The 21,453-nt window shown below is 68.5% G+C and carries 19 protein-coding genes; 1 reads left to right on the forward strand and 18 read right to left on the reverse strand.

The window, feature by feature from the left end; genetic code table 11:
• Positions 1 to 87: 87 nt before the first annotated feature.
• Positions 88 to 837 (forward strand): carotenoid 1,2-hydratase, encoded by a 750-nt coding sequence (locus tag FE263_RS02260; RefSeq protein ID WP_240758945.1) that lies wholly within the window; start codon positions 88 to 90, stop codon positions 835 to 837.
• On the opposite strand, the gene FE263_RS02265 is transcribed toward FE263_RS02260, so the two are convergent.
• Genes FE263_RS02265 through bchF form a run of 18 tightly spaced genes read right to left on the reverse strand, consistent with a single transcriptional unit; the run spans position 812 to position 21,402 of the window.
• Complete coding sequence (locus tag FE263_RS02265; protein ID WP_205880231.1) at positions 812 to 1,108, reverse strand: hypothetical protein; 297 nt, start codon at positions 1,106 to 1,108, stop codon at positions 812 to 814. The genes FE263_RS02260 and FE263_RS02265 overlap by 26 nt on opposite strands.
• Positions 1,102 to 2,010, reverse strand: a complete 909-nt coding sequence (gene bchO / locus FE263_RS02270) for an alpha/beta fold hydrolase BchO (RefSeq protein ID WP_138324313.1) — start codon at positions 2,008 to 2,010, stop codon at positions 1,102 to 1,104. Before bchO ends, FE263_RS02265 begins: the two co-directional genes overlap by 7 nt.
• Positions 2,011 to 2,023: 13 nt before the next feature.
• Positions 2,024 to 3,799, reverse strand: coding sequence for a magnesium chelatase subunit D (locus FE263_RS02275; protein WP_240758946.1), 1,776 nt, complete (start codon positions 3,797 to 3,799; stop codon positions 2,024 to 2,026).
• Complete coding sequence (gene bchI / locus FE263_RS02280; RefSeq protein WP_138324314.1) at positions 3,796 to 4,881, reverse strand: magnesium chelatase ATPase subunit I; 1,086 nt, start codon at positions 4,879 to 4,881, stop codon at positions 3,796 to 3,798. Before bchI ends, FE263_RS02275 begins: the two co-directional genes overlap by 4 nt.
• Before the next feature lie 7 nt (positions 4,882 to 4,888).
• Positions 4,889 to 6,124, reverse strand: a complete 1,236-nt coding sequence (hemA, locus tag FE263_RS02285; RefSeq protein ID WP_138324315.1) for a 5-aminolevulinate synthase — start codon at positions 6,122 to 6,124, stop codon at positions 4,889 to 4,891.
• Positions 6,125 to 6,136: 12 nt separating this feature from the next.
• The gene (gene puhE / locus FE263_RS02290) at positions 6,137 to 7,975 is read right to left on the reverse strand and encodes a putative photosynthetic complex assembly protein PuhE (RefSeq protein WP_138324316.1); all 1,839 of its coding nucleotides are present in this window, start codon (positions 7,973 to 7,975) and stop codon (positions 6,137 to 6,139) included.
• A 10-nt stretch (positions 7,976 to 7,985) separates the two neighbouring features.
• Positions 7,986 to 9,098 carry a magnesium-protoporphyrin IX monomethyl ester (oxidative) cyclase gene (gene acsF / locus FE263_RS02295; RefSeq protein WP_138324317.1) on the reverse strand — a complete coding sequence of 371 codons (1,113 nt, stop codon included), beginning with the start codon at positions 9,096 to 9,098 and terminating at the stop codon, positions 7,986 to 7,988.
• Positions 9,095 to 9,400, reverse strand: coding sequence for a hypothetical protein (locus tag FE263_RS02300; RefSeq protein ID WP_138324318.1), 306 nt, complete (start codon positions 9,398 to 9,400; stop codon positions 9,095 to 9,097). Before FE263_RS02300 ends, acsF begins: the two co-directional genes overlap by 4 nt.
• Positions 9,397 to 9,804 (reverse strand): photosynthetic complex assembly protein PuhC, encoded by a 408-nt coding sequence (gene puhC, locus FE263_RS02305; RefSeq protein WP_138324319.1) that lies wholly within the window; start codon positions 9,802 to 9,804, stop codon positions 9,397 to 9,399. Before puhC ends, FE263_RS02300 begins: the two co-directional genes overlap by 4 nt.
• Before the next feature lie 44 nt (positions 9,805 to 9,848).
• Entirely contained in the window at positions 9,849 to 10,556 is a 708-nt protein-coding gene (puhB, locus tag FE263_RS02310) for a photosynthetic complex putative assembly protein PuhB (protein ID WP_138324320.1), read from the reverse strand.
• Entirely contained in the window at positions 10,553 to 11,362 is an 810-nt protein-coding gene (puhA, locus tag FE263_RS02315) for a photosynthetic reaction center subunit H (RefSeq protein WP_138324321.1), read from the reverse strand. Before puhA ends, puhB begins: the two co-directional genes overlap by 4 nt.
• Entirely contained in the window at positions 11,356 to 12,774 is a 1,419-nt protein-coding gene (locus tag FE263_RS02320; RefSeq protein WP_138324322.1) for a BCD family MFS transporter, read from the reverse strand. Before FE263_RS02320 ends, puhA begins: the two co-directional genes overlap by 7 nt.
• On the reverse strand, positions 12,771 to 13,469 hold the full coding sequence (gene bchM / locus FE263_RS02325; protein WP_138324323.1) for a magnesium protoporphyrin IX methyltransferase: 699 nt from the start codon (positions 13,467 to 13,469) through the stop codon (positions 12,771 to 12,773). The genes FE263_RS02320 and bchM overlap by 4 nt, the downstream gene beginning before the upstream one ends.
• Positions 13,469 to 14,428 (reverse strand): ferredoxin:protochlorophyllide reductase (ATP-dependent) iron-sulfur ATP-binding protein, encoded by a 960-nt coding sequence (gene bchL / locus FE263_RS02330; RefSeq protein ID WP_138324324.1) that lies wholly within the window; start codon positions 14,426 to 14,428, stop codon positions 13,469 to 13,471. Before bchL ends, bchM begins: the two co-directional genes overlap by 1 nt.
• Before the next feature lie 2 nt (positions 14,429 to 14,430).
• Positions 14,431 to 18,030, reverse strand: coding sequence for a magnesium chelatase subunit H (locus tag FE263_RS02335; RefSeq protein WP_456306560.1), 3,600 nt, complete (start codon positions 18,028 to 18,030; stop codon positions 14,431 to 14,433).
• A gap of 10 nt (positions 18,031 to 18,040) precedes the next feature.
• On the reverse strand, positions 18,041 to 19,588 hold the full coding sequence (bchB, locus tag FE263_RS02340) for a ferredoxin:protochlorophyllide reductase (ATP-dependent) subunit B (RefSeq protein WP_138324326.1): 1,548 nt from the start codon (positions 19,586 to 19,588) through the stop codon (positions 18,041 to 18,043).
• 3 nt (positions 19,589 to 19,591) lie between these two features.
• The gene (locus FE263_RS02345; protein WP_138324327.1) at positions 19,592 to 20,860 is read right to left on the reverse strand and encodes a ferredoxin:protochlorophyllide reductase (ATP-dependent) subunit N; all 1,269 of its coding nucleotides are present in this window, start codon (positions 20,858 to 20,860) and stop codon (positions 19,592 to 19,594) included.
• The gene (gene bchF, locus FE263_RS02350; RefSeq protein WP_408886133.1) at positions 20,857 to 21,402 is read right to left on the reverse strand and encodes a 2-vinyl bacteriochlorophyllide hydratase; all 546 of its coding nucleotides are present in this window, start codon (positions 21,400 to 21,402) and stop codon (positions 20,857 to 20,859) included. The genes FE263_RS02345 and bchF overlap by 4 nt, the downstream gene beginning before the upstream one ends.
• Positions 21,403 to 21,453: the final 51 nt, after the last annotated feature.

Here is a 21,453-nt window from a genome sequence, read left to right on the forward strand (position 1 = left end):
GGCAGCGTGTTCTCGCCGTATTATTCTTGGATGCGCAGGCGGGCTTCCCGGCAGGGGATATCGCAGCCGGCCGAGCAGCATTGCGCGTTGAACGTCTCGCTTTATGGCCGGACCAGACGCTGGGCGATGACCGAGCGCGGACCAGGCAGCCTGCAGCGCGATGCGCAGCATCTGGCGATCGGGCCGAGCAGCCTGCGCTGGCACGACGGCGTCCTGGACATCGAGATCCGCGAGCGCTGCTGTCCACTGCCTCGGGGCGTGCGTGGTCGTGTGCGGATACGGCCGCAGGCTCTGACCGGGCAACGCATTCCGCTCGATGCGGCAGGGCTGCATCGCTGGTCGCCGATGGCACCGCGTGCAACCGTCGAGGTCGCGCTGGACCAGCCGGAACTGCGCTGGACCGGTGACGGCTATCTAGACAGCAACGACGGCGATGGTCCGCTGGAAGCCAGTTTCCGGCGCTGGGACTGGTGCCGTGCGCCGTTGTCGCAGGACCGCACGGCAATCCTCTACGACGTGACCGACCGCCGTGGTGACGCGCGCGAAGTGGCGCTGCAGGTCGACCGTGCCGGCCGGACAACGGCGCTGGAGGCTGCGGCGAAAGTCCGGCTGCCACGGACGCGGTGGCGACTGCCGCGCCATACCCGCGCCGATGCGACCGGCGCGCATGTCGTGCGCACGCTGCAGGACAGCCCGTTCTATGCCCGCTCCGTATTGCACACCAATCTGCTCGGGGAGCCGGCGGAGGCTATGCACGAGAGCCTGGATCTCGATCGTTTCGCAGCACCGCTTACACAGGCGATGCTCCCGTTCAGGATCCCGCGCGCCTTGTCCTGATGTCCGGCGACAGGCGGATCCGGAGATCGGCCAGGTGCGCGCACAGCGATCCCAGCAGGCACAGCGCCAGCCAGACAGGTGCCGCGCCACCGAGGGCCAGGCGCAGCGCCAGCATCAGCAGGAAACCGGCGGCGAGCGTTGCCGCCCATTTCCCGACGCCGCCACTCCAGCCCAGCCGCCGATGCAGCAGCGTCAGCAGAACGCCCTCGCAGAGCACCAGGACAAGAATGACGTCGAGGATGCGGCCGCCCGCGAACAGCCAGTTCAGCACGCCGGCTGCAGCGTCGCCTCCGTGTGCCGCGCCAGACCCGGCTGCAGGTGCCGGAAGCGGTCGATCACGAGATCGGCGACCAGGGCGGGCTGCTCCTCGTGGGCGAGATGCCCGAGCTTCGGCAGGCTGACGATCTCGGCATCCGCCAGGCTGTCGCGCAGCCGCGTGGCATCCTGCGGCGGGATCATGCGGTCGGATGCGCCGACCACCAGCAGCACCCGGCACGCAAGTCCGGGCAACGCATCCGAGAGCGGCTGCAGGTTCCAATGCGCCATCATGCGCAGCCCGCTCGCAACATGGCCGGGGTCGCGTAGCAGCGCCTGGTAGGTGCGCAGTCCGGTCGCGTCGATCTGCGAGCCGGTGTTATCCAGGAAGCGCGACAGCCAGGCGCGGTTGGTCGCGTGCAGCGAGAACAATCTCGGCACCAGGGTCGTCGCCGAAAGCAGCTTCGCCGCCGCAGGGAAGATCTGCGAAGCGTGGCCCTGCAGCGGCAGCAACGCACCATTCAGGCTGACCAGCAGCATCGGTGCGATATCCGCGTCCAACGCCATGCGGGCCAGGATGGCGGCTCCCGCCGAATGTCCGACGCCGGCTGCCGGCGACAGTCCGAGCCGCTGCAGCAGTTTCGACAGCAGTCGCGCCTGGCTCGGCAGCGACATGAACTCCGGCAGGGGTGCCTGCGTGAAGCCATGCCCGGGGAGGTCGGGGGCGACGACGGTGAAATGCCGGGCGAGCAGCGGCGCCAGGTCGCGCCAGGAATGGGTCGCCGCCCCGGTGCCGTGCAGCAGCAGCAGCACCGGACCGGTCCCCATGATCTGCACATGCCACACCAGGCCGCCGGCACGCACGAAGCGGCTGGAATTCCGGTTCGGCCAGTACCGGCCTTCCTGGTCCCAGTTCATGCGAGGGTCTTGCTCATGCCGCGAGGGCGCGAACGGCGCTCGAAAGACGTTCCGGCTCGCCCTGCAGCAGGCGCAGATAGCGCGCGCCCATCGAGGTCGCCAGCGCCTGGGCATGCGGCTGCACGCGCGGCGAGATATCAACCAGCAGGGCCGGCAGGCCGGCAGCCCGCAACCGCATCGCACTTGCCTGCGCGTCCTGTTCGGCGCGGGCGCGGCCGGGGGTACCGTCGCGGGCAACGTTGGCGCGTCCATCGGTCAGCATCACGATCAGCGTGGTCTCGCCGAGCCGGCGCAACTGGCAGGCCAGTTCCACCGCCGCATCGAGGCCGCTGGCCACCGGCGTGCCGCCGCCACCGGGCAGCGCCGCCAGGCTGCGCCGTGCCCGCGCCAGGGCGCCGGTCGGTGGCAGCAGCAACTCGGTCCCGGTCCCGCGGAACGCCAGCAGGGCGACGCGATCGCGGCGCACATAGCATTCGCCGAGCAGCAACTCGATGGCGCCCTTGGCTTCGGCAAGCCGATGCATCGCGGCCGAGCCCGACGCATCGACGAGAAATATTGCAGTGCTGCGCGGGCGCCGGCTGTAGCGGGTGACATGCAGGTCGGACACCTGCACCAGCAGACGTCCGGACGCGGCCTCGCCGGTGCGTCGCGCGACCGCCTCGCGACGCGGCTTCTGCCAGGGTGCGGCGTGGCGCAGGGTCTCGACCAGAGCCAGCCGGCTGCCCTGCCCCGGACGGCCAGGCCGCGGCGTCAGCGGCCGTCCACGCGTGCCGAGCACGGCGCCCGCACCGGCACGCCCCTGCGCCGCCGAGGCGCTGCCACGCGCAGGCGCCGCCGCGCCATCCAGCAGGTGCGGCGGCAACATCGCGGCGGCAGCGTCGAGCACGGTCTGGCGCAGATCGTCCGGCGGCGCCTCCTGGTCCTCGTCCCTCCCCGCTTGATGACCGTTGTTCGCCTCTGGATCTCGCATGTGGGTGCGGTCCGGCGGCCCGGCTTCATTCTGCTCGCCTTGTTCCGGACCCGCCTCCGGCGGCGGGGGTGGCGCCGGAGCCTCGGCGGGGAGCGGAACGGTGGTCGCGCGTGGCGACAACACCAGCGCCGCCGCGAGGGCCGCATCGTCCGCATCGACCTCCGCATGACCGGCCAGCGCCGCCGCCATGCGTGCGATCCGCCCCGCCAGCATGGTCGCGCGCATCGGCATCACGCCGAGGGAAAGTGCCGCGCTGCACAGCGCGTCGGCGATTGGCGCCGGCGTTCGAACCGACGGCAAGCGGCCTCGTGCGAGCGACAGTTGGTCGCGGCCGGTGTCGCATCGACCTGGCCGCAGCGCGTCCAGATCCACGCGCAGGGCAATGCGATCGAGCAGCACCGCCGGCAGGTCCTCATCGGCTTCGCCCTCGTCGAGCGCCACCAGCCCGGGGGGTGTCTCGGAATCAAGCTTTCCGCACAGCAACGAAGCGGTATCGCCCGGCAGTCGATCGGCGGAGGCAAGCAGCAACACGCCGCCGGCGGCCCGCGCGATCAGGCCCTGTCGCTGCACCGGCCGTCCGGCGGCGAGTGTCGCCGGCAGGTCGAGGCCACCAAGCAGCGCCTCGTCGGTGGGATGCGCCGGGCAGCGCAGCACCGGCATCCCCGGCGGCAGCATGTCGTGCAGCGCCGCGAGGAACGCATCGCGCGCCGGACCGACCCCGGCGCGGATACGCAGCACCAGTCCCGCCGGCTGCAGCGCGAACAGGCGGGCGACCAGCATGGCCCGGTCCCAGTCCTGCACCGCGCCGGGCTGGCTCACGCCTCGGCCAGTTCCGCCAGCGCACGCTCGACACGCGGGGTGGCGCTGCCCTCGTCGAGCGGATTGCGGCGCAGGCGGTGGCGCAGCGCCGGCACCGCGATGGCGCGCATGTGACGCGGCAGCACGACGTGCTCGCCCTCCAGGCAGGCCAGCGCCCGCGCCGCGCGCAGCAACGACAACTCACCGCGCAGGCCGTCGGTGCCAAGAGCGAGGCAGAGCCGCGCCACGGTCTGCAGCAGCGAGTCCGGGGTCACCACGCGACGCATCAGGGCACGCGCTTCCTCGATCTGCCGGCGCAGCGCCGTCTCCGGCTCGGACCAGGCCTGCGTGAAGCCCTCTGGGTCGGCCTCGAATGCCTCGCGCCGGCGCAGCACCTCGATGCGCTCCTGCAGGTCGGTCGTCGTCGTCACCTCGACGGCAAGTCCGAAGCGATCCAGCAGCTGCGGGCGCAGGTCGCCCTCCTCCGGATTGCCGCTGCCGACCAGCACGAAGCGGGCCGGATGGCGGATGCTCAGGCCCTCGCGCTCGACGAGATTTTCCCCGGACGCTGCCACGTCCAGCAACAGATCGACGAGATGGTCCTCGAGCAGGTTGACCTCGTCGATGTAGAGGAAGCCGCGATGCGCGCGCGCGAGCAGGCCCGGCTCGAAGTGCTTGCTGCCGTCCGCCAGGGCGCGCTCGAGGTCGAGCGAACCGACCACACGGTCCTCTGTGGCGCCGAGCGGCAGGTCGATGGCGGGTACCGTGATGCTGCGCGTGCGCGGCGATGCGGTCGCACCGGGTGCGTTGCAGTGCGGACAGTTCGGCGAGATGGCCGCGGGATCGCAATTATACGGGCAGTCCGCAATCACGCGTATGGTCGGCAGCAACGCCGCCAGGGCGCGGATGGCAGTCGACTTGCCGGTACCGCGATCGCCCAGGACCAGTACGCCGCCGATGCGCGGATCCACCGCAGCCAGCAGCAGCGCCTGCGTCATGTCCCGCTGGCCGACCATGGCGGTAAACGGGAATACCCGGCGCACCGCAGTCGCGCGCCGACGCCGGGTGACCGGAAGCGGCTTGCCGAGCAGCGCGACGTTCATGACCGCGTCACGCACTCTCTGCCAGATTCAGCTCGGCCCATTCTGCGCCCAGCGCCGTGGCAAGCTGCGCGATGTCTTGGTCGGAATGCAGCGGCGACGGGGTCAGGCGCAGGCGCTCGGTGCCGCGCGGCACGGTCGGGTAGTTGATCGGCTGGACATAGATGCCGTGCCGCGTCAGCAGCCGGTCCGTCAGCAGGCGGGTCTTGATCGGATCACCGACGATCACCGGCACGATATGCGACGGATTGAGCTGGTGCGGCACACCCGCCTGATCGAGTGCCGCGCGCACGGCTCGCACGCGATCGGCATGGCGGGCACGCAACCCGTCGGCGGCGCGGACGGCACGGATGCTGGCGCACGCCCCCGCGGCAATGGCAGGCGGCAGCGCGGTGGAGAAGATATAGCCCGACGCGAACGAGCGCACGAAATCGCACAGCGCATCGGAGGCGGCGATGTAGCCGCCGACGACGCCGAACCCCTTGCCCAGGGTGCCCTCGACGATGGTGAGCCGGTCGGCGACGCCGTCCCGTGCCGCGATGCCGGCGCCTTGCGGTCCGTACAGTCCGACCGCGTGCACCTCGTCGAGATAGGTCATCGCGCCGTGCTTGTCGGCGACGTCGCAGATCGCCGCGATCGGCGCGATATCGCCATCCATGGAATAGACGCTCTCGAAGGCGACGATCTTCGGCGCGTCGGCCGGCAGGGTGGCAAGGATGCGATCGAGGTCGGCGGGATCGTTGTGGGCGAATATATGACGCTCGGCCCGGCTGTGCCGGATGCCCTCGATCATCGAGGCGTGGTTGCCGGCGTCCGACAGCACGATGCAGCCCGGCAGGCGCGCGGCGATGGTGCCGAGAGTTGCCCAGTTCGACATGTAGCCCGACGCGAACAGCAGCGCGCTTTCCTTGCCGTGCAGCGAAGCAAGTTCACGCTCCAGTTCGACATGGGCGATACTGGTACCGGAAATGTTGCGCGTGCCACCGGCGCCGGCACCGAGCCGGTCGATGGCGTCGTGCATGGCGGCCAGCACGTCCGGATGCTGGCCCATGCCGAGATAGTCGTTCGAGCACCAGATGGTGATCTCGCGCGGCGCGCCGTTCTCACCGGGGTGGCCGGTGGGCGGGTTGTGCAGCACGGCGCGGGGGAAGTTGCCGGCCTGGCGTTCGATCTCGGCGAACACCCGGTAATTGCCGTCCGCCCGGAGGCGGTCGATCTGGCGACGGAAGAAAGCCTCGTACTCCATCGGTTCGCTCCTTCAGGCGGCGTCGGAGAGGACGGCAGCGCAGTCTTCGAACGCGGCGCGCAGTCGCGCCTCGTCGAGATTCCGGCCGATGGCGATCACCCGGGCGGCCTCTGTCTCGGGAGCGGCGAACGCCATCATGCTGACCCGGCCACCCGCGATGTCGAAGCGCATCCAGCCGCCACCGGCGCGGGCCAGACCCTTGACCCGCTCGACCTCGCCGAACTGGCCGGCGGCGACGCGCACCAGCAGGTCGTGCAGGCGCTGCGGGTTGCAGGGCAGCGACAGCATGCCGCTCCAGGACTGGAACTCCATCACGTGCCCATGCGCGTGGGCATGGTGGTCGTGGTCGTGATCGTGATCGTGATCGTGGTGATCATGGCCGGCATGGTCGTGCCCATGTCCGTGATCATGATCGTGGTCATGCTCATGAACGTGATTCGCGTGCGGCTCCAGGACCGGGCCGGCGACAATGGCGTCGGTACCGGCGACCAGCCGTGGCAGCGGAGCGATCTCCTGCACCACGCCATAGCTCGCCGGCAGGATCCTTGCTTGCCGGTTCTGCATCCGCAGCGTGGTCTCGATCAGCGCCCGCTCGGCGTTCGAAGCGAGATCGATCTTGTTCAGGATCAGCTCGTCGGCAAGCTTCGCCTGTGCCTCGATATGAGCAGGCATGCGGCCGAAATCGCGCAGGAAGCTGCCGGCATCCAGCACCGTCATCACGTGCAGCCGGTGCACCAGCGCCTTGATGTCCGGCGCCGAGAGCACGGCGATCAGCGAGGCGAGATCGGCAACGCCGGACGGCTCGATAAGCACGCGTTCCGGCGCATGATCGGCAATCACCGTGCGCAATTGCTTCGCGAGATCCTGCTTGAGCGAGCAGCAGATGCAGCCATTCGGCAGTTCCACCACATCGGCGCCCTGGCCACTCAGCAGGCTGCCGTCGATACCGGCAGCGGCGAAATCATTCACCAGCACCACCGTGCGCGGGCCTCCGCCGCCAGCTTTCTGCTGGGCCATGCGCTCGCGCAGCACGGTGGTCTTGCCGGCGCCGAGGAAGCCCGCGACCACCTCGATCTCGACGGTGCTGACCGGCTTGCGCGATGTCAGACTCCAGCCCCATAGGGCCGCCGCCGGCAGCGGCAGCATAAGCAGCCAGTGCTCGAGGATGGCCAGGAACATCAGCGTCGAAAGGAAGCAGTAGCCTGCGGCGTCGAAGGCGGATGCGTGCGGCGCGAAAGCTGCCTGCACCAGCTTGACCTGGATCACCATCGAGACCGTGATCGAGATCGGAAACAGCAGGTTCATCGATTTCTTGGTCAGGAAGCTGCGCAGGAACTGCAGGTGGTCCGGCAGGAACTCCTCGTTGAGGTTGCGCACGCCGAGAAACACGTTGAGCTTGGCGCTCTGGTGCATCCACCACAGCACCATGAAGGTCCACATGCCGATCTGGTTGGGCTGGTGCCAGGTCAGCGCCACCACGATGACGCCGGATGCGATGATCGCGAGTTCATGCCACAGGCTGGTCTGGATCGCGTGGCCGAAATGCTTCCAGCCGCTGCAGCCTTCCGGACAGGGCGCCCGACGCGGCCCGGTGACGTAGCCCATGTAGAACGAGATCTCTTGCCAGCCCCAGGCCAGCAGCCCGCACGAGAAGGCGCAGTAGGCGGCCTTCAGCGTGGTGTCGTGCGCACTCGCCTGCAGGCCCCAGAAGGAGGCGAACAAGAGTATCGTCGCGCCGATCATGCTGTAGCGGAAGGTGCGCCGCGGCAGGCCGTCGAGATACATGATCGCCCCGGTGCTGAACCACCAGACGAACAGCGCGAACAAGGCCGGCAGGACGTAGAGATGCATGGCGGGCTTCCTACCAGGTCGGCTGCAGGCGGACGGCGGCAGGCAGCGCATGGCGCCTGGCGGGCAGCACGTAGAGCCGGGCGAAATTCGCGGCAGCGGCGGCAGTCAGGCCGAGACGCTTGGCCTTGCCGACCACGCCACCCTGTGCGCGGGCCTTGTCGATGCCTACTGACACGCGGCGCAGGCGCTCCAGGCCGGCCAGGAATTTCGGATTGTCGAGATCCAGCGTGACCGGGAACACCTGCTGGCAGATCGCCTGGGTGATGCGGAATACCTGCATGTCGTATTCGGTCGGATCCAGCCCAAGAGCGGCGTGGAACACCGGGCGCGCATGGTCGCGCACATACATCGTCGCGAACACGGCGAGCAGGAAGAAGCGGATCCACAGCAGGTTGCGGCCGCGCAGCAGCGCCGGGTCGGAGCGCATCAGCAACGCGAACGCCTCGCCATGCCGGAACTCGTCGCCGCACCATTTCTCGAACCAGGCGAAGATCGGGTGGATGCGCAGCTCCGGATGCCGCTCGAGCTGGCGGAAGATGCTGATATAGCGAGCGTAGCCGATCTTCTCGGAGAGGTAGGTCGCGTAGAAGACGAATTTCGGTTTGAAATAGGTGTATTTCTTCGCCTTGGCGAGGAAGCCGAGATCAACCCCTACGCTGAAATCCTGCAGCGTGTCGTTGATGAAGCCGGCATGACGGGCCTCGTCACGCGCCATGCAGCTGAACAGGGCGTGGATGTCCGGGTTGGTGATGCGCTTGCGGATCTCGGCATACAGCACGCATCCGGAAAATTCGGCGGTCACCGAGCTCACCAGGAAGTCCAGCAGCTCCCGCTTCAGCTCCGGAGGCATCTTGGAGAAATCGGCGTCCATGCGCTCGTCGCGTACGAAATGGCCGCGGTTGGGATCGGCCTTCATCTCGGCGATCAGCGCATCCCACTCGCCGCGCACCAGGCCGACATCGAGCTTGTCCATGTAGGCGAAGTCGGTGGTGTAGAAGCGCGGGCTGAGTACGGTGTCCTGCTGCGCCGACCGGGTTGCCTCGTTCGGCTGCGCCGGTCGCTTGGCCGCGCGCTTCGGCTCGACCAGGTCGCGAAGATCGCCGTCGAGTACGGAGGCGCTCATGGGATGTCCTTTGCCTCGAAGCCAACCTCGTAGAGGCTGGTGAGAAAGAAGATCGACACTGCCCGGGTCCAGGCCTGCGCGATCGGGCCGGCTCGCCGCACGGTGATCCGGCCCTCGCCGGTCATGTGGCCGCCCGGTGCGACCGGAGCCGGCGGATCCTGCAGCAGGACCACGTCGCCGGGATTGATCTCGACATCGACCGGGACGGCATAGGCGTGGAAGCTGTCGAAGCTGCGCTCGATATCGAGCTCGCACCTGGCTTCGACGCGGCGCGGCGCCAGCCAGCTTCCGAAGATGCTCATGATGCGGGCCTCTCCCCGAGATAGCCGGAGAATATCGCCTCGTTGCTGGTTCCGAAACTCTCGAGATCGAGATGCATCGGAGAAAGTGGATCGTTCAGCACCAGCCGCCCGTCATCGAGGCGCTGCAGCTGGTATGGTGTGTCGAGCGGCTGCCGGTAGCGCCGGCGCATCACCTCGAGGGCGTGGATCAGCGCGCGGCCGAAGCCTTCGTCGGTGGCGGGGATGACGATGATGGTCCGGCGGCTGCCAGCGTCTCGCACCTGGATGCTGCCGTTTGCCTGGTCGAGGAACTGCACGGTGCGCTGTCGCACGATGCTGGGCGGCGGCGTCGGCTTGACCGGCAGCAGGCCGACGATCCCGATCACCGAGATCAGGCCCAGCGCGATCAGCGGCGGGATCGGCACGCGCCTTGTCTGGCCTCGCCGGCCAGACGCTGACGATGCACCGCTCATGCCGCCACCTGGGTGCCGGAGAACGGACGCGACTGTATGGCGTCCTGCGATGCCGCGACCGGCTGCACCGCCTGGCTGGCGCTCGCCGCCAGCGCACCGGAGAGTAGCTGCGCCACCCGCCGCGCATCCGGAATGGCGCGCAGCATCGGCTGCACCCGGTTCATCCGCCACGGCCGCACATGCGGCCAGAGCTGGGTGAAGCCGATGCGGGTCAGGCCCTCCAGCAGCACCGGGATGTCGCCGCTGCCGTCCGGATAAAGCCGCAGGTTGGCAGACTCGATCGCCTTGAACGGCAGGTTGATGCTCATCGAGAGCGCCACGCCCAGCTTGAGCACGATGCGCTTGTCGGTGACAGTGTAGACCGTCGTGCGGGCGACCAGATAGGCAAACAGCGCCTGCACGCCGATGACGATGGGCGCCAGCAGCGCCAGCGTGCCGAGCGAGAACCACATCACGTAGGTGCCGTGGCTAATCGCCTCGACCAGGCAGATCGCCATCAGCACGGCGAAATATCCGATCACCAGGCGTACGTGCAGCGCGCGGCGCAGCAGCACGCGCCAGTCCGGACTGCCCTGCCAGAGCAGAGTCTCGCCGGCCGGCAGCGGTCCGGGCAGACCGCCGACCTGGCGTGCGTCGCCGGCCTTGGCATATTTCCGGGAGCAGGTCGCAGGATCGTCGCGAACGACGCGGATGCGGGCGTTCATAGCGGCGCTCCCGGAAGCGGGCCAAGTGCCGGCCCAGGCCGCCGCGGCATGCCGTAGAACGCGCCGCCGCCGAAGTATCCAAGGATCTTGTCCTCCTCGAGGCGCGTCACCCGGCCCTCGATACGGGTGCCAGGGATCCCGGGGAACCGCTCGGCGGCCAGTGCGCGGACCGACGCGGTGTTTGTGCGCGGACGGTAGCGCACGAACGGCGCAGGCACGAGCACGCGACGAGACACCGGCTCAGGCAGCGCAACCTCGAGAAAGACCACCTCGTTCTCGATCACGTCGATCCATACATCGATGCAGGTACCGGCGCGGACGCCGTCCACGCCCACGACGTTCATGCCGATCGGATTCGGCAGCCTGGTGTCGACATGATATTCGGGCTTGCTGCGTAGCGGGATGTAGCGGAGTTCGCCCTCGGTATCGAGGTCGGGTTCGTCGGCGCGGAAAGCGTACGAAGCCGGGCCGAGGCCGTCGACCAGCGCATCGCCAAGCGGGTCGAGCGGCGCACCGGGGAACCAGGCGGCCGGAATGGCATTCTCCGGCTTGCGCGGCGGCGAGGTGTCCGGCGTGTAGGTGAACCCGCCGTGGAACAGCTTGAAGCGCTTCACCGGCGCCGAGGTGGGCACCAGGTCGTTGACCGATTCCTGATCGGTCTGACCGGGAATGTCCGTCAGTAGCGGGTAGCCTTCCCGGTGGCTCTCGCGCTGCAGGTAGAAAATCAGACCGGCGAAGAAGGCCCAGAACACGTACAGCGTGACCTGCGCGATATCGACATATCCGGTCAGCGAGCCTCTCAGCATCGGCTGATCTCCTGTTTCGAGGGATAGAGGGTCGCGGCCGCGGGCAGCCGGAACCGGACCAGCGGCCCGAGTGCCGCCAGGGTGAGGAACAGCAGCGCGATCTCGAAGACATAGACCGCGTCATAGCCGGCAGTGTCCGGCGCAAGACCGCTGCCGAACATGCCGGTCCGGGCCAGCGACCCCACGAAGTCGCGCAGTCCGGCGCCAAGCGCGATCGCGGCGCCGGCGGCAAAGGATTGCACCGCACCCCAGGTGCCCAGCGCAAGGCCGTGGCTGCCGTCGCGCGCCGCATCCATCGCTCCGGACAGCGTGCCGGCCAGGAAGAGTGCGGCGCCGAGGCCAACCAGGGTGGTGCCGGCTGCGAACAAGGCGGCCGACTGCAGCGGTGCCGACAGGATGACCGCGGCGAAGGCGGGCAATCCGGCCAGCGCACCGAAGGCGGCGACCCGGTAGCGATCCATGCCGCGCAACAGCAGCCGAGCCGCCATCGCGAAGCCGCACAGGCCACCGACCGCGAGCAGCGCGGTCAGCGCGGTGGTGGCGCCGACACGCAGATGCAGCACCTGGCCGCCATAGGGTTCGAGCAGCACGTCCTGCAGGCTGAAGGCCACGGTGCCGAGGCCCACCGCGACCAGGCGGCGGCGCAGATCCGGCTCGCGACGCATCGCCCGCCAGGCATCCCGCATCCTGGGGGCGACCTTGCCGGGGGTGATTTGCGACGTCGAGCGCGGCTCCTGCTTCCAGAGCGCAACGGCATTCAGCCCGACGGTGACCGTGGCGGCGCCCTGCACCACCTGGATCAGCCTCTCCTCGCTGAAATGCGCCAGCAGCGCGCCGAACACCAGTGCACTGACCAGGACACCGACCAGCAGCATGACGCAGAGCAGCGCCACCACCAGCGGGCGCGATCGGGCAGGAACGATATCCGTTGCCAGTGCCAGTCCGACCGTCTGCGTGGTGTGCATTCCGGCGCCGACCAGCAGGAAGGCGAAGGCGGCGCCAATCTCGCCGACCAACGCAGTACTCGGCGTGCCTTGCGAGAGCAGCAGCAGCGCGAATGGCATGATCGCGAGGCCTCCGAATTGCAGCATGGTGCCGATCCACAGATACGGCACCCGGCGCCAGCCGAGCACCGAGACATGGTTGTCGGAGCGGAACCCGATGACGGCGCGGAACGGCGCCAGCAGCAGCGGCAACGCCACCATCAAGCCGACCAGCCGGGCCGGAACGCCGAGTTCCACGATCATCACCCGGTTCAGCGTGCCGATCACCAGGGCCAGCACCATGCCGACCGAAACCTGGAACATCGAGAGCCGCAGCAGGCGACGCAGCGTGATGCCGACATGCGCCTCCGCGATCGGCAGGTTGCGCAGCCCGACCCAGTTCCAGCTCCGGGCGACGCGGCTGTTCATCGCACGACGAGTTCCATCGCCTCGGAGATGTAGAAGCTGCTCTTGACGCGCAGGCTGCGTCCGATCCGCCAGCGCCCGGCCTCGGCAGTGTTGTGCAGCAGGTGGGTGATGCGGCGCGGCGAGACCGGCTCGATCGCAGGCGCCCGGTCGCTGCGCGGGAACAGCCGTCCGGCGGCATGCATCGCACTGAGCATCGGCGTCCGCGGCGCGAAGGTGAAGGCGAAGGAGCGGCCGGTACGGGCGACCAGCTCCGATACCGCGCGCGCCATGTCCTGCGCCGGATAATGGATCAGGCTGTCCATGGCGACCACGAAATCGAATTTGCCGAGGGAGGCATCGAGCATGTCGCCCGGGCGGAAATCGATGCGCTGCTCAAGACCGGCCGGCAGGCGTGACCGGGCGAGTTCGAGCAGTTTCGGCGATAGGTCGACACCGATTACATCGGCGCCGCGCCGGGCCGCCTCGACAGAGAGGCTGCCGGTACCGCACCCGGCATCAAGCAGGCGAGCCCCGGCGAGGTCGCGCGGCAGCCAGTCCAGCAGGGTCGCGCGCATGCGGTCGCGGCCCGCGCGAACCGTGGCGCGTATGCTGCCGACCGGTGCATCCGAAGTCAGCTTCGCCCAGGCCTCGAGCGCGGTGCGGTCGAAATAGGTCTCGAGCTCGCCACGTCGCTGCTGATAGGCGACTGCGGCCATTATTCGAACCCCAGCAGCTCGAATATGTCGCGGTCCTTCATCGGCTGCGCCACCAGCGGCGTCACCCCGTCCCAGAGCGATTTGGCCAGCCGGAGATATTCATCCTGCACCGCCACCACCTCGGGCGTCGGATCCATCTCGAACAAGGTCGCCTTCTTCAGGCGCGACCGGCGGATGACATCGAGATCCGGGAAATGGCCGAGCGTGCGCATGCCGACCGCCTTGTTGTACAGATCGATCTGGTCGCTCGCGGCGCTGCGGTTGACGATCACGCCGCCGAGCCGGACGTCGTAGTTGCGCGCCTTGGCGGCGATCGCGGCGACGATGCGGTTCATCGCGAAGATCGAGTCGAAATCGTTGGCGGCGACCACCAGCGCCTGGTCGGAATGCTGTAGCGGGGCCGCAAAGCCGCCGCATACCACGTCGCCCAGCACGTCGAAGATCACCACGTCGGTGTCCTCGAGCAGGTGATGCTCCTTCAGCAGCTTGACCGTCTGGCCAACCACGTAGCCGCCGCAGCCGGTGCCGGCCGGCGGTCCGCCCGCCTCGACGCACATCACGCCGCCGGTGCCCTCGAACACGAAATCCTCCGGCCGCAGTTCCTCCGGATGGAAATCCACCGACTCCAGCACATCGATCACCGTCGGGATCAGCCGCTTGGTCAGCGTGAAGGTGGAATCGTGCTTCGGATCGCAGCCGATCTGCAGCACACGCTGGCCGAGCTTCGCGAAGGCGAGGGACAGGTTCGACGAGGTCGTGCTCTTGCCGATACCGCCCTTGCCGTAGATCGCGAAGGTCCGCGCCGCCCGCGCCCCCCGTCCGGCATCGAGCTTGACCTGTACGCTGCCCTCGCCGTCGTCCCCGGCCCTCGCGCCGAGGGGCAGGCTCTCGCAGGAGGAGCAGCCCCCGCTTGAAGTTCCGGTGACTGCATCCCGCAGCGATGTCCGAACGTCATCCATGTCTATGCTGCCACTTCCGTGATGCCTTCAAGGCGATCTTCCAGCTCCTCGCTGGCCTGGTGCAGGTCGTCCAGCATGGCCGCATCCGGCGACCAGTAGTTGCGCTCGCTCGCCTCGATCAGGCGATTGATGATCTGCGCCGACGCTGTCGGGTTGAGTGCGGACAACCGGTCGCGCATCTCTTTTTCCTGGACGAAGGTCTCGGTCATCTGACGATAGACCCAGGGTGCGACTTGTCCAGTGGTTGCCGACCAGCCGAGCGTATTGGTGACCTGCGCCTCGAGGTTACGAACGCCCTCGCTGCCGTGCGCAAGCAGTGCCTCGTACCAGGCCGGGTTGAGGGTGCGGGTGCGCGTCTCCAGAGAGATCTGTTCACCCAGCGTGCGCACGCTGCCGGCGCCGCGGGTCTGGTCACCGATATAGATCTGTGCCTGGGTGCCGCGTGCCCGCTGCACCGCGCGGCCGATGCCGCCGAGGGTGTCGAAATAATGGTCGATGGTGGTGACGCCGACCTCGACCGATTCCAGGTTCTGGTAGGCGACATCGACCTTGCCGAGGATATGCGACAGCAGCGCATCCTGCCGGCGGCTGCGGCCATCGATCCCGTAGGCATGTCCCTTGCGCTTGACGAACACGTCGGCAAGCTCGTTCTCGTCGCTCCAGCCGCCCTGCCCAATCAGCAGGTTGACGTTGGAGCCATAGGCGTCCTCGGAATTGCCGAACACCCGCAGCGCGGCATCCTCGATGCTTCCGCCCTTCTCGGCGATGAAGGCCAGGACGTGCTTGCGAATGAAATTCTGCTCGGGCGCCTCTTCGGCCGACGCGGCCAGGAACGCCGCCTCGGCGAGCAGACGCATCTGCATCGGCAGCAGGTCGCGGAAGATACCCGACAGCGTCAGCACGACGTCGATACGTGCCCGGCCGAGGCGATCAAGCGGCACCAGCTGCGCGCCGGTCAGGCGGCCGTAGCTGTCGTGACGCGGCTCGGCGCCCATCAGCCACAGAGCCTGGGACAGCGGACCGCCTTCGGTCTTCAGGTTATCGGTACCCCACAGCACCATCGCGACGGTCTCGGGCAGATCATGGCCTTCGGCGCGATGGCGATCCAGCAGACGCTCGGCCTGCAGCGCGCCGTCCTGCACCGCAAAGGCGCTCGGGATACGGAACGGGTCGAGGCCATGGATATTGCGACCGGTCGGCAGCATGTCCGGGCTTCGGACGAAATCGCCGCCGACGACGGGACGCAGGTAGCGGGCATCGAGCGCGTGCAGGATCGCCCCGGTCTCGTGGTCCTGTCCGAGCAGCGCATCGATGGACGCGCGCCGCTCCGGATCGGTCAGGCCAGCCGCATCCAGCATGGAGGCGCGGGCATCGGCATCCATCGGCCGGCCGACCACATGCAGTCCATGCGGGATCAGCGTCTGCTCGAGTTCATGCAGATCCGAGCGCAGCGCGTCGATGCGAGGCGCCGCATCCTGCATGGTCCAGGCCGGCTCGGCGACGGCGAGATCGACCGCTGCGGACTGAGCCTGCAGCAGCGACAACAGCGAGGCACGCTGGTCCGCGTCGGCATCCGGCTCGAGGCCGCGCCAGCGATCAATGCTGGATTTGAGGTCCAGCAGGCCGCGATACAGGCCGGCGGTGCCAAGCGGCGGCGTCATGTAGCTGATCATGGTGGCGCCGGTGCGGCGCTTGGCAAGCGCCCCCTCGGACGGGTTGTTCGCGGCATAGAGATAGTAGTTCGGCATGTCGCCGATCAGCCGGTCCGGCCAGCAGGCGCCCGACATGCCGGCATGCTTGCCGGGCAGGAATTCGAGCGCGCCGTGGGTGCCGAAATGCAGCACCGCGTCTGCCGCGAAATCCTCGCGCAGGTAGCGATAGAAGGCCGACATCGCGTGGGTCGGCGACGATCCATGCTCGAACAGCATGCGCATCGGATCTCCCTCGTAGCCAAAGGAGGGCTGGATGCCGATGAAGACGTTGCCGAGCTGTGCGCCGAGGATCTGGATCGAGCTGCCGTCACTCAGCTGCCGTCCGGGCGCCGGGCCCCACTGGCGCTCGATATCGGCGAGCCAGCGCTCGCGGCGGACATGCTCGGAAGCCGGGATGCGATGCGCGACGTTGGCGTCGGTGCCGAGCAGCTTCGAATTGCCCTCCAGCACGCGGGCGCGGAGGGCGTCGACATCACCCGGAACATCGATCGTGTAACCGCCGGCCGCGAGCGACTGCAGCGTGTTCTGCAGGCTCTCGAACACCGACAGGTAGGCGGCGGTCCCGGTGGCGCCGGCATTGGGCGGGAAATTGAACAGCACGATGGCAAGGCGGCGGTCGGCGCGCTCGCTGCGACGGAGGGCAGCGAGCCTGGCGACGCGCGAAGCGAGCATCGAGGCGCGCTCGGGATGCACCTCCATCTGGCGCTGCTGGCCCTCCTCGGCTTCCGACGAGCGGCCGCCATAGGTCATCGGCCAGATCGCGCCGTCGAGCTCCGGGATCGCCACCATCATCGCCGCCTCGACCGGCAGCAGTCCACGCGGATCCTGTTGCCACTGCTGCAAGGTCTGGAACTCGGCAGGGTGGGCGGCGATATACGGCACGTCTAGCCTGGCCAGGATCTCCTCGGCCGCCTTGGCATCGTTGTAGGCAGGGCCGCCGACGAGAGAGAACCCGGTAAGCGACAGCAGCGTGTCGATGGTGGTGACGCCGTTGCGAAGGAAGTACGCCTCGATTGCCGGGCGGCTGTCGAGACCGGAAGAGAATGCCGGAATGACTTTCAGGCCGCGCGCCTCCAGCGAGGCGATGACGCCGTCATAGTGGGCGGCATTGCCGGCCAGGACGTACGACCGCATCAGCAGCAGGCCGACCGTACCGTTCTCGCCGCCGCGCGCGGGGAGCTGCTCCAGCCGTTCGACGATCTGGCCCCTGGCGGCGGGGTGATACAGCCCGACATCGGGGTATTCGACCGGCGGCGCCGCGGCAAGCGTGCCACGCAGCACCTGGCGCGGGCCGGCGGCGTAGCGATCGACCAGCAGGCGCATCATGCCGACCAGGTTGATCTCGGATCCCGCGAGCCAGTATTGCAGGCAGAGGAAGTAGGCGCGTGCGTCCTGCGCCGGACCGGGAATGAAGCGCAGCAGTTTCGGCAGGCGCTTCAGCATCGCCATCTGGTCGCGGCCGCTGGAGGCGTTGCTCTTGCCGCGCGAGCCGCGGAGCTTCTTCAGCATTGCCATCATGCCGGTGGCCTCGGCCGACATGTTGAAGCGGCCAAGCCGCGTCAGGCGGACGATCTCGCCGGCGCTGAGGCAGCAGACGATGGCGTCGCACTGCTCGCGCCGCGCCTGCAGGGCCGGCAACACCGCCTGGATATGGTCGTCCATGAACAGCATGGTGGCGATGACGATATCGCCGCGGGCGATGTCGGCATGGCAGGCGTCGAGCAGCGCCGGATCGTGGCTCCACTCGTCGGCGGCGTGCACCACCAGTTCCAGACCGGGAAGATCGCGTCGCAGGATCTGTCCCGCGGCCTGGGCGGCCTGCGCCAGATGGCTGTCCATGGTAACGATGACGATGCGGACCGGGACGTTGCGCGCGGAGACGACACGCACGGGGGCCGCCTCAGCGCGAGAAATGGGCTTTTGCATCATACAGCGTCTCGACTGTGATCAGGGAAAGCCCGCGCTCACGGGCAAACGATTCGGTGTTGCGGCGGGCCTTGCCGCGCACGAAGATCGGGATGCGGCGCAGCTCGCGCTCGGCCTCGATCGCCCAGCCGGTCTCGGCGGCCGCGACAGGCTCGGGCTCGGCGGCAGGAGCGGGCGCCAGGACAGGCGCCGCCGCCCCGAGATGTGACGGCTGCGCATCGGGATGGAATTCGAAATCCTCGCGGAACATCGCCAGCAGATGCTCCTCGAGACCCATCATCAGCGGATGCACCCAGGTGTCGAACAGCACGTTCGCACCTTCGAAACCCATCTGCGGCGAATAGCGCGCCGGAAAGTCCTGCACGTGCACCGGCGCGGAGATCACCGCGCATCCGATACCCTGGCGTTTTGCGATATGCCGCTCCATCTGGGTGCCGAGCACCAGCTCCGGCTGCAGCGCCTCGATGGCAGACTCGACATCCAGGTGGTCGTCGGTGATCAGCGCGGTCAGGCCGTAGAGCGCCGCCGCCTCGCGCACGTCGCGGGCCTGCTCGCGGGAATAGGATCCAAGCCCGACTACGGTAAATCCGAACTCGCGGCTGGCAACCCGTGCGGCGGCGATGGCGTGCGTGGCGTCGCCGAACACGAACACGCGCTTGCCGGTCAGGTAGGTGCTGTCTACGGAACGCGAATACCAGGGCAGGCGCAAGCCGCAGGCACGGCCAAGCGACTCCGCGTCGATAGCGGGCAGCCCGGCTACCTGAAGCACCTCGTCGATAAAGGCGCGCGTGCCGGTCACGCCGATCGGGATGCTGCGAACCGTCTTCTGGCCGAACCGCTTCTCGAGATAGCGCACGGCAGGATCGGCGATCTCCGGATACAGGGAGATATTGAAATCCGCGTCGCCAAGGCGGGCGAGGTCGGCGGGAGAGGCGCCGAGGGGCGCGGTCACATTGACGCGGACGCCGAGGCGCGCCAGCAGATCGGTGACTTCGCGCACGTCGTCGCGATGCCGGAAGCCGAGGCTGGCCGGGCCGAGCAGGTTGCAGCTCGGGCGTGCATCGGTCGCGGAGCGGTTCGACTGCACCGCGAAGGTGCGTACCAGCTGGTAGAAGGTCTCCGCCGCGCCCCAGTTCTCCTTGCGCTGGTACGAGGGCAGCTCGAGTTCGATCACCGGCACGTCGAGGCCGAGCGCGCGGGCCAGGCCGCCGGGATCGTCCTGGATCAGCTCCGCGGTGCAGCTTGCACCGACCAGCAGCGCCTGCGGGCGGAAGCGCTCGCAGGCCTCGCGCGCGGCGTCCTTGAACAGCGTTGCGGTATCGCCGCCGAGGTCGCGTGCCTGGAAGGTGGTGTAGGTGACCGGCGGCCGCGTGTTGCGGCGCTCGATCATGGTGAACAGCAGGTCGGCGTAGGTGTCGCCCTGCGGTGAATGCAGCACGTAATGCACGTCCCGCATCGCGGAGGCGATTCGCATCGCACCTACATGCGGCGGGCCTTCGTAGGTCCAGAGCGACAGCTCCATCGCCTAGACCTCCAGCATGGCGCGACGCGCCAGGGGACGGACGAACAGGTTGGCGAGATCGGCCGCCTGCTCGTAGCCGTGGATCGGGCTGAACAGCAGCTCGATCGACCATTTCGTGGCGATGCCCGCGGCTTCGAGAGGATTTGCAAGACCCAGTCCGCAGACCACCAGGTCGGGGCGGGCTGCGTGGCAGCGATCGAGCTGCAGGTCGACATCCTGCCCTTCGCTGATCTGCACCGGCGGCAGCATCGCGAGTTCCTCGGCGAGATGCTGCCGATGCAGGTACGGCGTGCCGACCTCGACCAGCCGCATCGACATCTCGCGCGCCAGGAAGCGCGCCAGCGGGATTTCGAGCTGGCTGTCGGGAAAGAAGAATACGCTGCGTCCGGCGAGCGCGCTCCGTGCCCGTTCCAGGGCCGCCGCCGCACGGGCTTTCGGCGCCTCGGCGAGTTTCGAGACGATGGCGGGATCGATCCCGAACGCGCGGCAGGCGGCTTCGAGCCAGAGCGTGGTGCCTTCGATGCCGATCGGGAACGGGGCCGGAATGCGTCGCGCACCACGCTCCTCCAGCGCCTTCGCGGTGGCGGCGAGGAACGGTTGCGCCAGCAGGATGCGGGTCCGAGGACCGACCGAGGCCAGCTCTGCCAGCCGGCGCTGCGGCAGGAAGTCGATCCGATCGATGCCTGCCTGGCTCAGCAGGCTGCGGAACTGCGCCTCGACGGTGTCCGGCAGCGCACCGACCACCAGCAGGCTGGCGGGAGCGCCCGGCGCGGTGTCCGGCATTTCCGGCACCAGGGCGGCGAGGCAGGCATCCTCGCCCTCCGTGAAGGTGGTCTCGATGCCGCTGCCGGAGTAGGCCAGCACGCGTACGCCGGCCTCGTTCACCCGCGACAGCCGAGCGGCGGCGCGCCCGAGGTCGAGCTTGATGACTTCGGACGGGCAGGAGCCGACCAGGAAGAGCAACTTGATCTCGGGGCGGCGCGCCAGCAGCCGGCCGACCACGCGATCGAGCTCGTCATCGAGGTCGGCCCGGCCGGCCAGGTCGCGCTCGCCGATGATGGCGGTGGCGAAGCGCGGCTCGGCGAAGATCATCACCCCGGCGGCCGATTGCAGCAGATGGGCGCAGGTGCGCGAGCCGACTACCAGGAAGAAGGCATCCTGCATGCGGCGATGCAGCCAGATGATGCCGGTCAGGCCGCAGAAGACCTCGCGCTGGCCCCTTTCCTTGAGGACCGGAGCGGCGCAGGCGCCGGGGCTGACGCTGATATTCATGAAGCGGCTCCAAGCCGCCCGGCCTCGAGACGGGCAGACCGCAGCTTGAGCAGGAACTGCAAGGCGTTGCCGAGATAGGCGGCGTAGGCGGCCAGCGCGAGCAGCAGCATGCCGGTCTCGCTCAACAGCGATCCGAACAGCGCCACCACGTAGGCCGCGTGCAGCGCGATCACGCCGAAGCTCGCGACATCCTCCCAGAAGAAGGCCGGCGCCAGCAGGTAGCGGCCGAACACCTGCTTCTCCCAGATGGCGCCGGTGACCATGATCGCGCACAGGGCAGCCGCCTTGATCAGCACCGAGAGGTTGGCGACCTGGGCGCCGTGGCCGGTCGCCAGCGCATGCAGCACGAGGCCGAGGCTGACCAGGAACACCAGGAACTGCAGCGGGGCCAGGATGCCCTGGACCAGCGTCCAGACCGAGGCGTCGCGTCGGCGGCGTTGCTCGGCGGTGTAGAGCGGGCGGCGCGATTTGGTTGCCGCCCGGGGCGCATGCGGCAGGTTGACACTTGTGGACTTCAGACCTGTCGATATCGTGCCGCTCACGATCCGCTCCCTGCACCACTGGAGACGACGCTAGAAGCCGGCGGGAGAAAG

The organism is Lichenicoccus roseus, from assembly GCF_005844085.1.
GTDB classification, from domain to species: domain Bacteria; phylum Pseudomonadota; class Alphaproteobacteria; order Acetobacterales; family Acetobacteraceae; genus Lichenicoccus; species Lichenicoccus roseus.

Coding starts and splice junctions, on each gene's coding strand:
- bchO (WP_138324313.1), bottom strand. CDS start 2,010: ATGAACTGGGACCAGGAAGGCCGGTACTGGCCGAACCGGAATTCCAGC.
- bchI (WP_138324314.1), bottom strand. CDS start 4,881: ATGAACGTCGCGCTGCTCGGCAAGCCGCTTCCGGTCACCCGGCGTCGG.
- hemA (WP_138324315.1), bottom strand. CDS start 6,124: ATGGAGTACGAGGCTTTCTTCCGTCGCCAGATCGACCGCCTCCGGGCG.
- puhE (WP_138324316.1), bottom strand. CDS start 7,975: ATGCATCTCTACGTCCTGCCGGCCTTGTTCGCGCTGTTCGTCTGGTGG.
- acsF (WP_138324317.1), bottom strand. CDS start 9,098: ATGAGCGCCTCCGTACTCGACGGCGATCTTCGCGACCTGGTCGAGCCG.
- FE263_RS02300 (WP_138324318.1), bottom strand. CDS start 9,400: ATGAGCATCTTCGGAAGCTGGCTGGCGCCGCGCCGCGTCGAAGCCAGG.
- puhB (WP_138324320.1), bottom strand. CDS start 10,556: ATGAACGCCCGCATCCGCGTCGTTCGCGACGATCCTGCGACCTGCTCC.
- puhA (WP_138324321.1), bottom strand. CDS start 11,362: ATGCTGAGAGGCTCGCTGACCGGATATGTCGATATCGCGCAGGTCACG.
- FE263_RS02320 (WP_138324322.1), bottom strand. CDS start 12,774: ATGAACAGCCGCGTCGCCCGGAGCTGGAACTGGGTCGGGCTGCGCAAC.
- bchM (WP_138324323.1), bottom strand. CDS start 13,469: ATGGCCGCAGTCGCCTATCAGCAGCGACGTGGCGAGCTCGAGACCTAT.
- bchL (WP_138324324.1), bottom strand. CDS start 14,428: ATGGATGACGTTCGGACATCGCTGCGGGATGCAGTCACCGGAACTTCA.
- bchB (WP_138324326.1), bottom strand. CDS start 19,588: ATGGAGCTGTCGCTCTGGACCTACGAAGGCCCGCCGCATGTAGGTGCG.
- FE263_RS02345 (WP_138324327.1), bottom strand. CDS start 20,860: ATGAATATCAGCGTCAGCCCCGGCGCCTGCGCCGCTCCGGTCCTCAAG.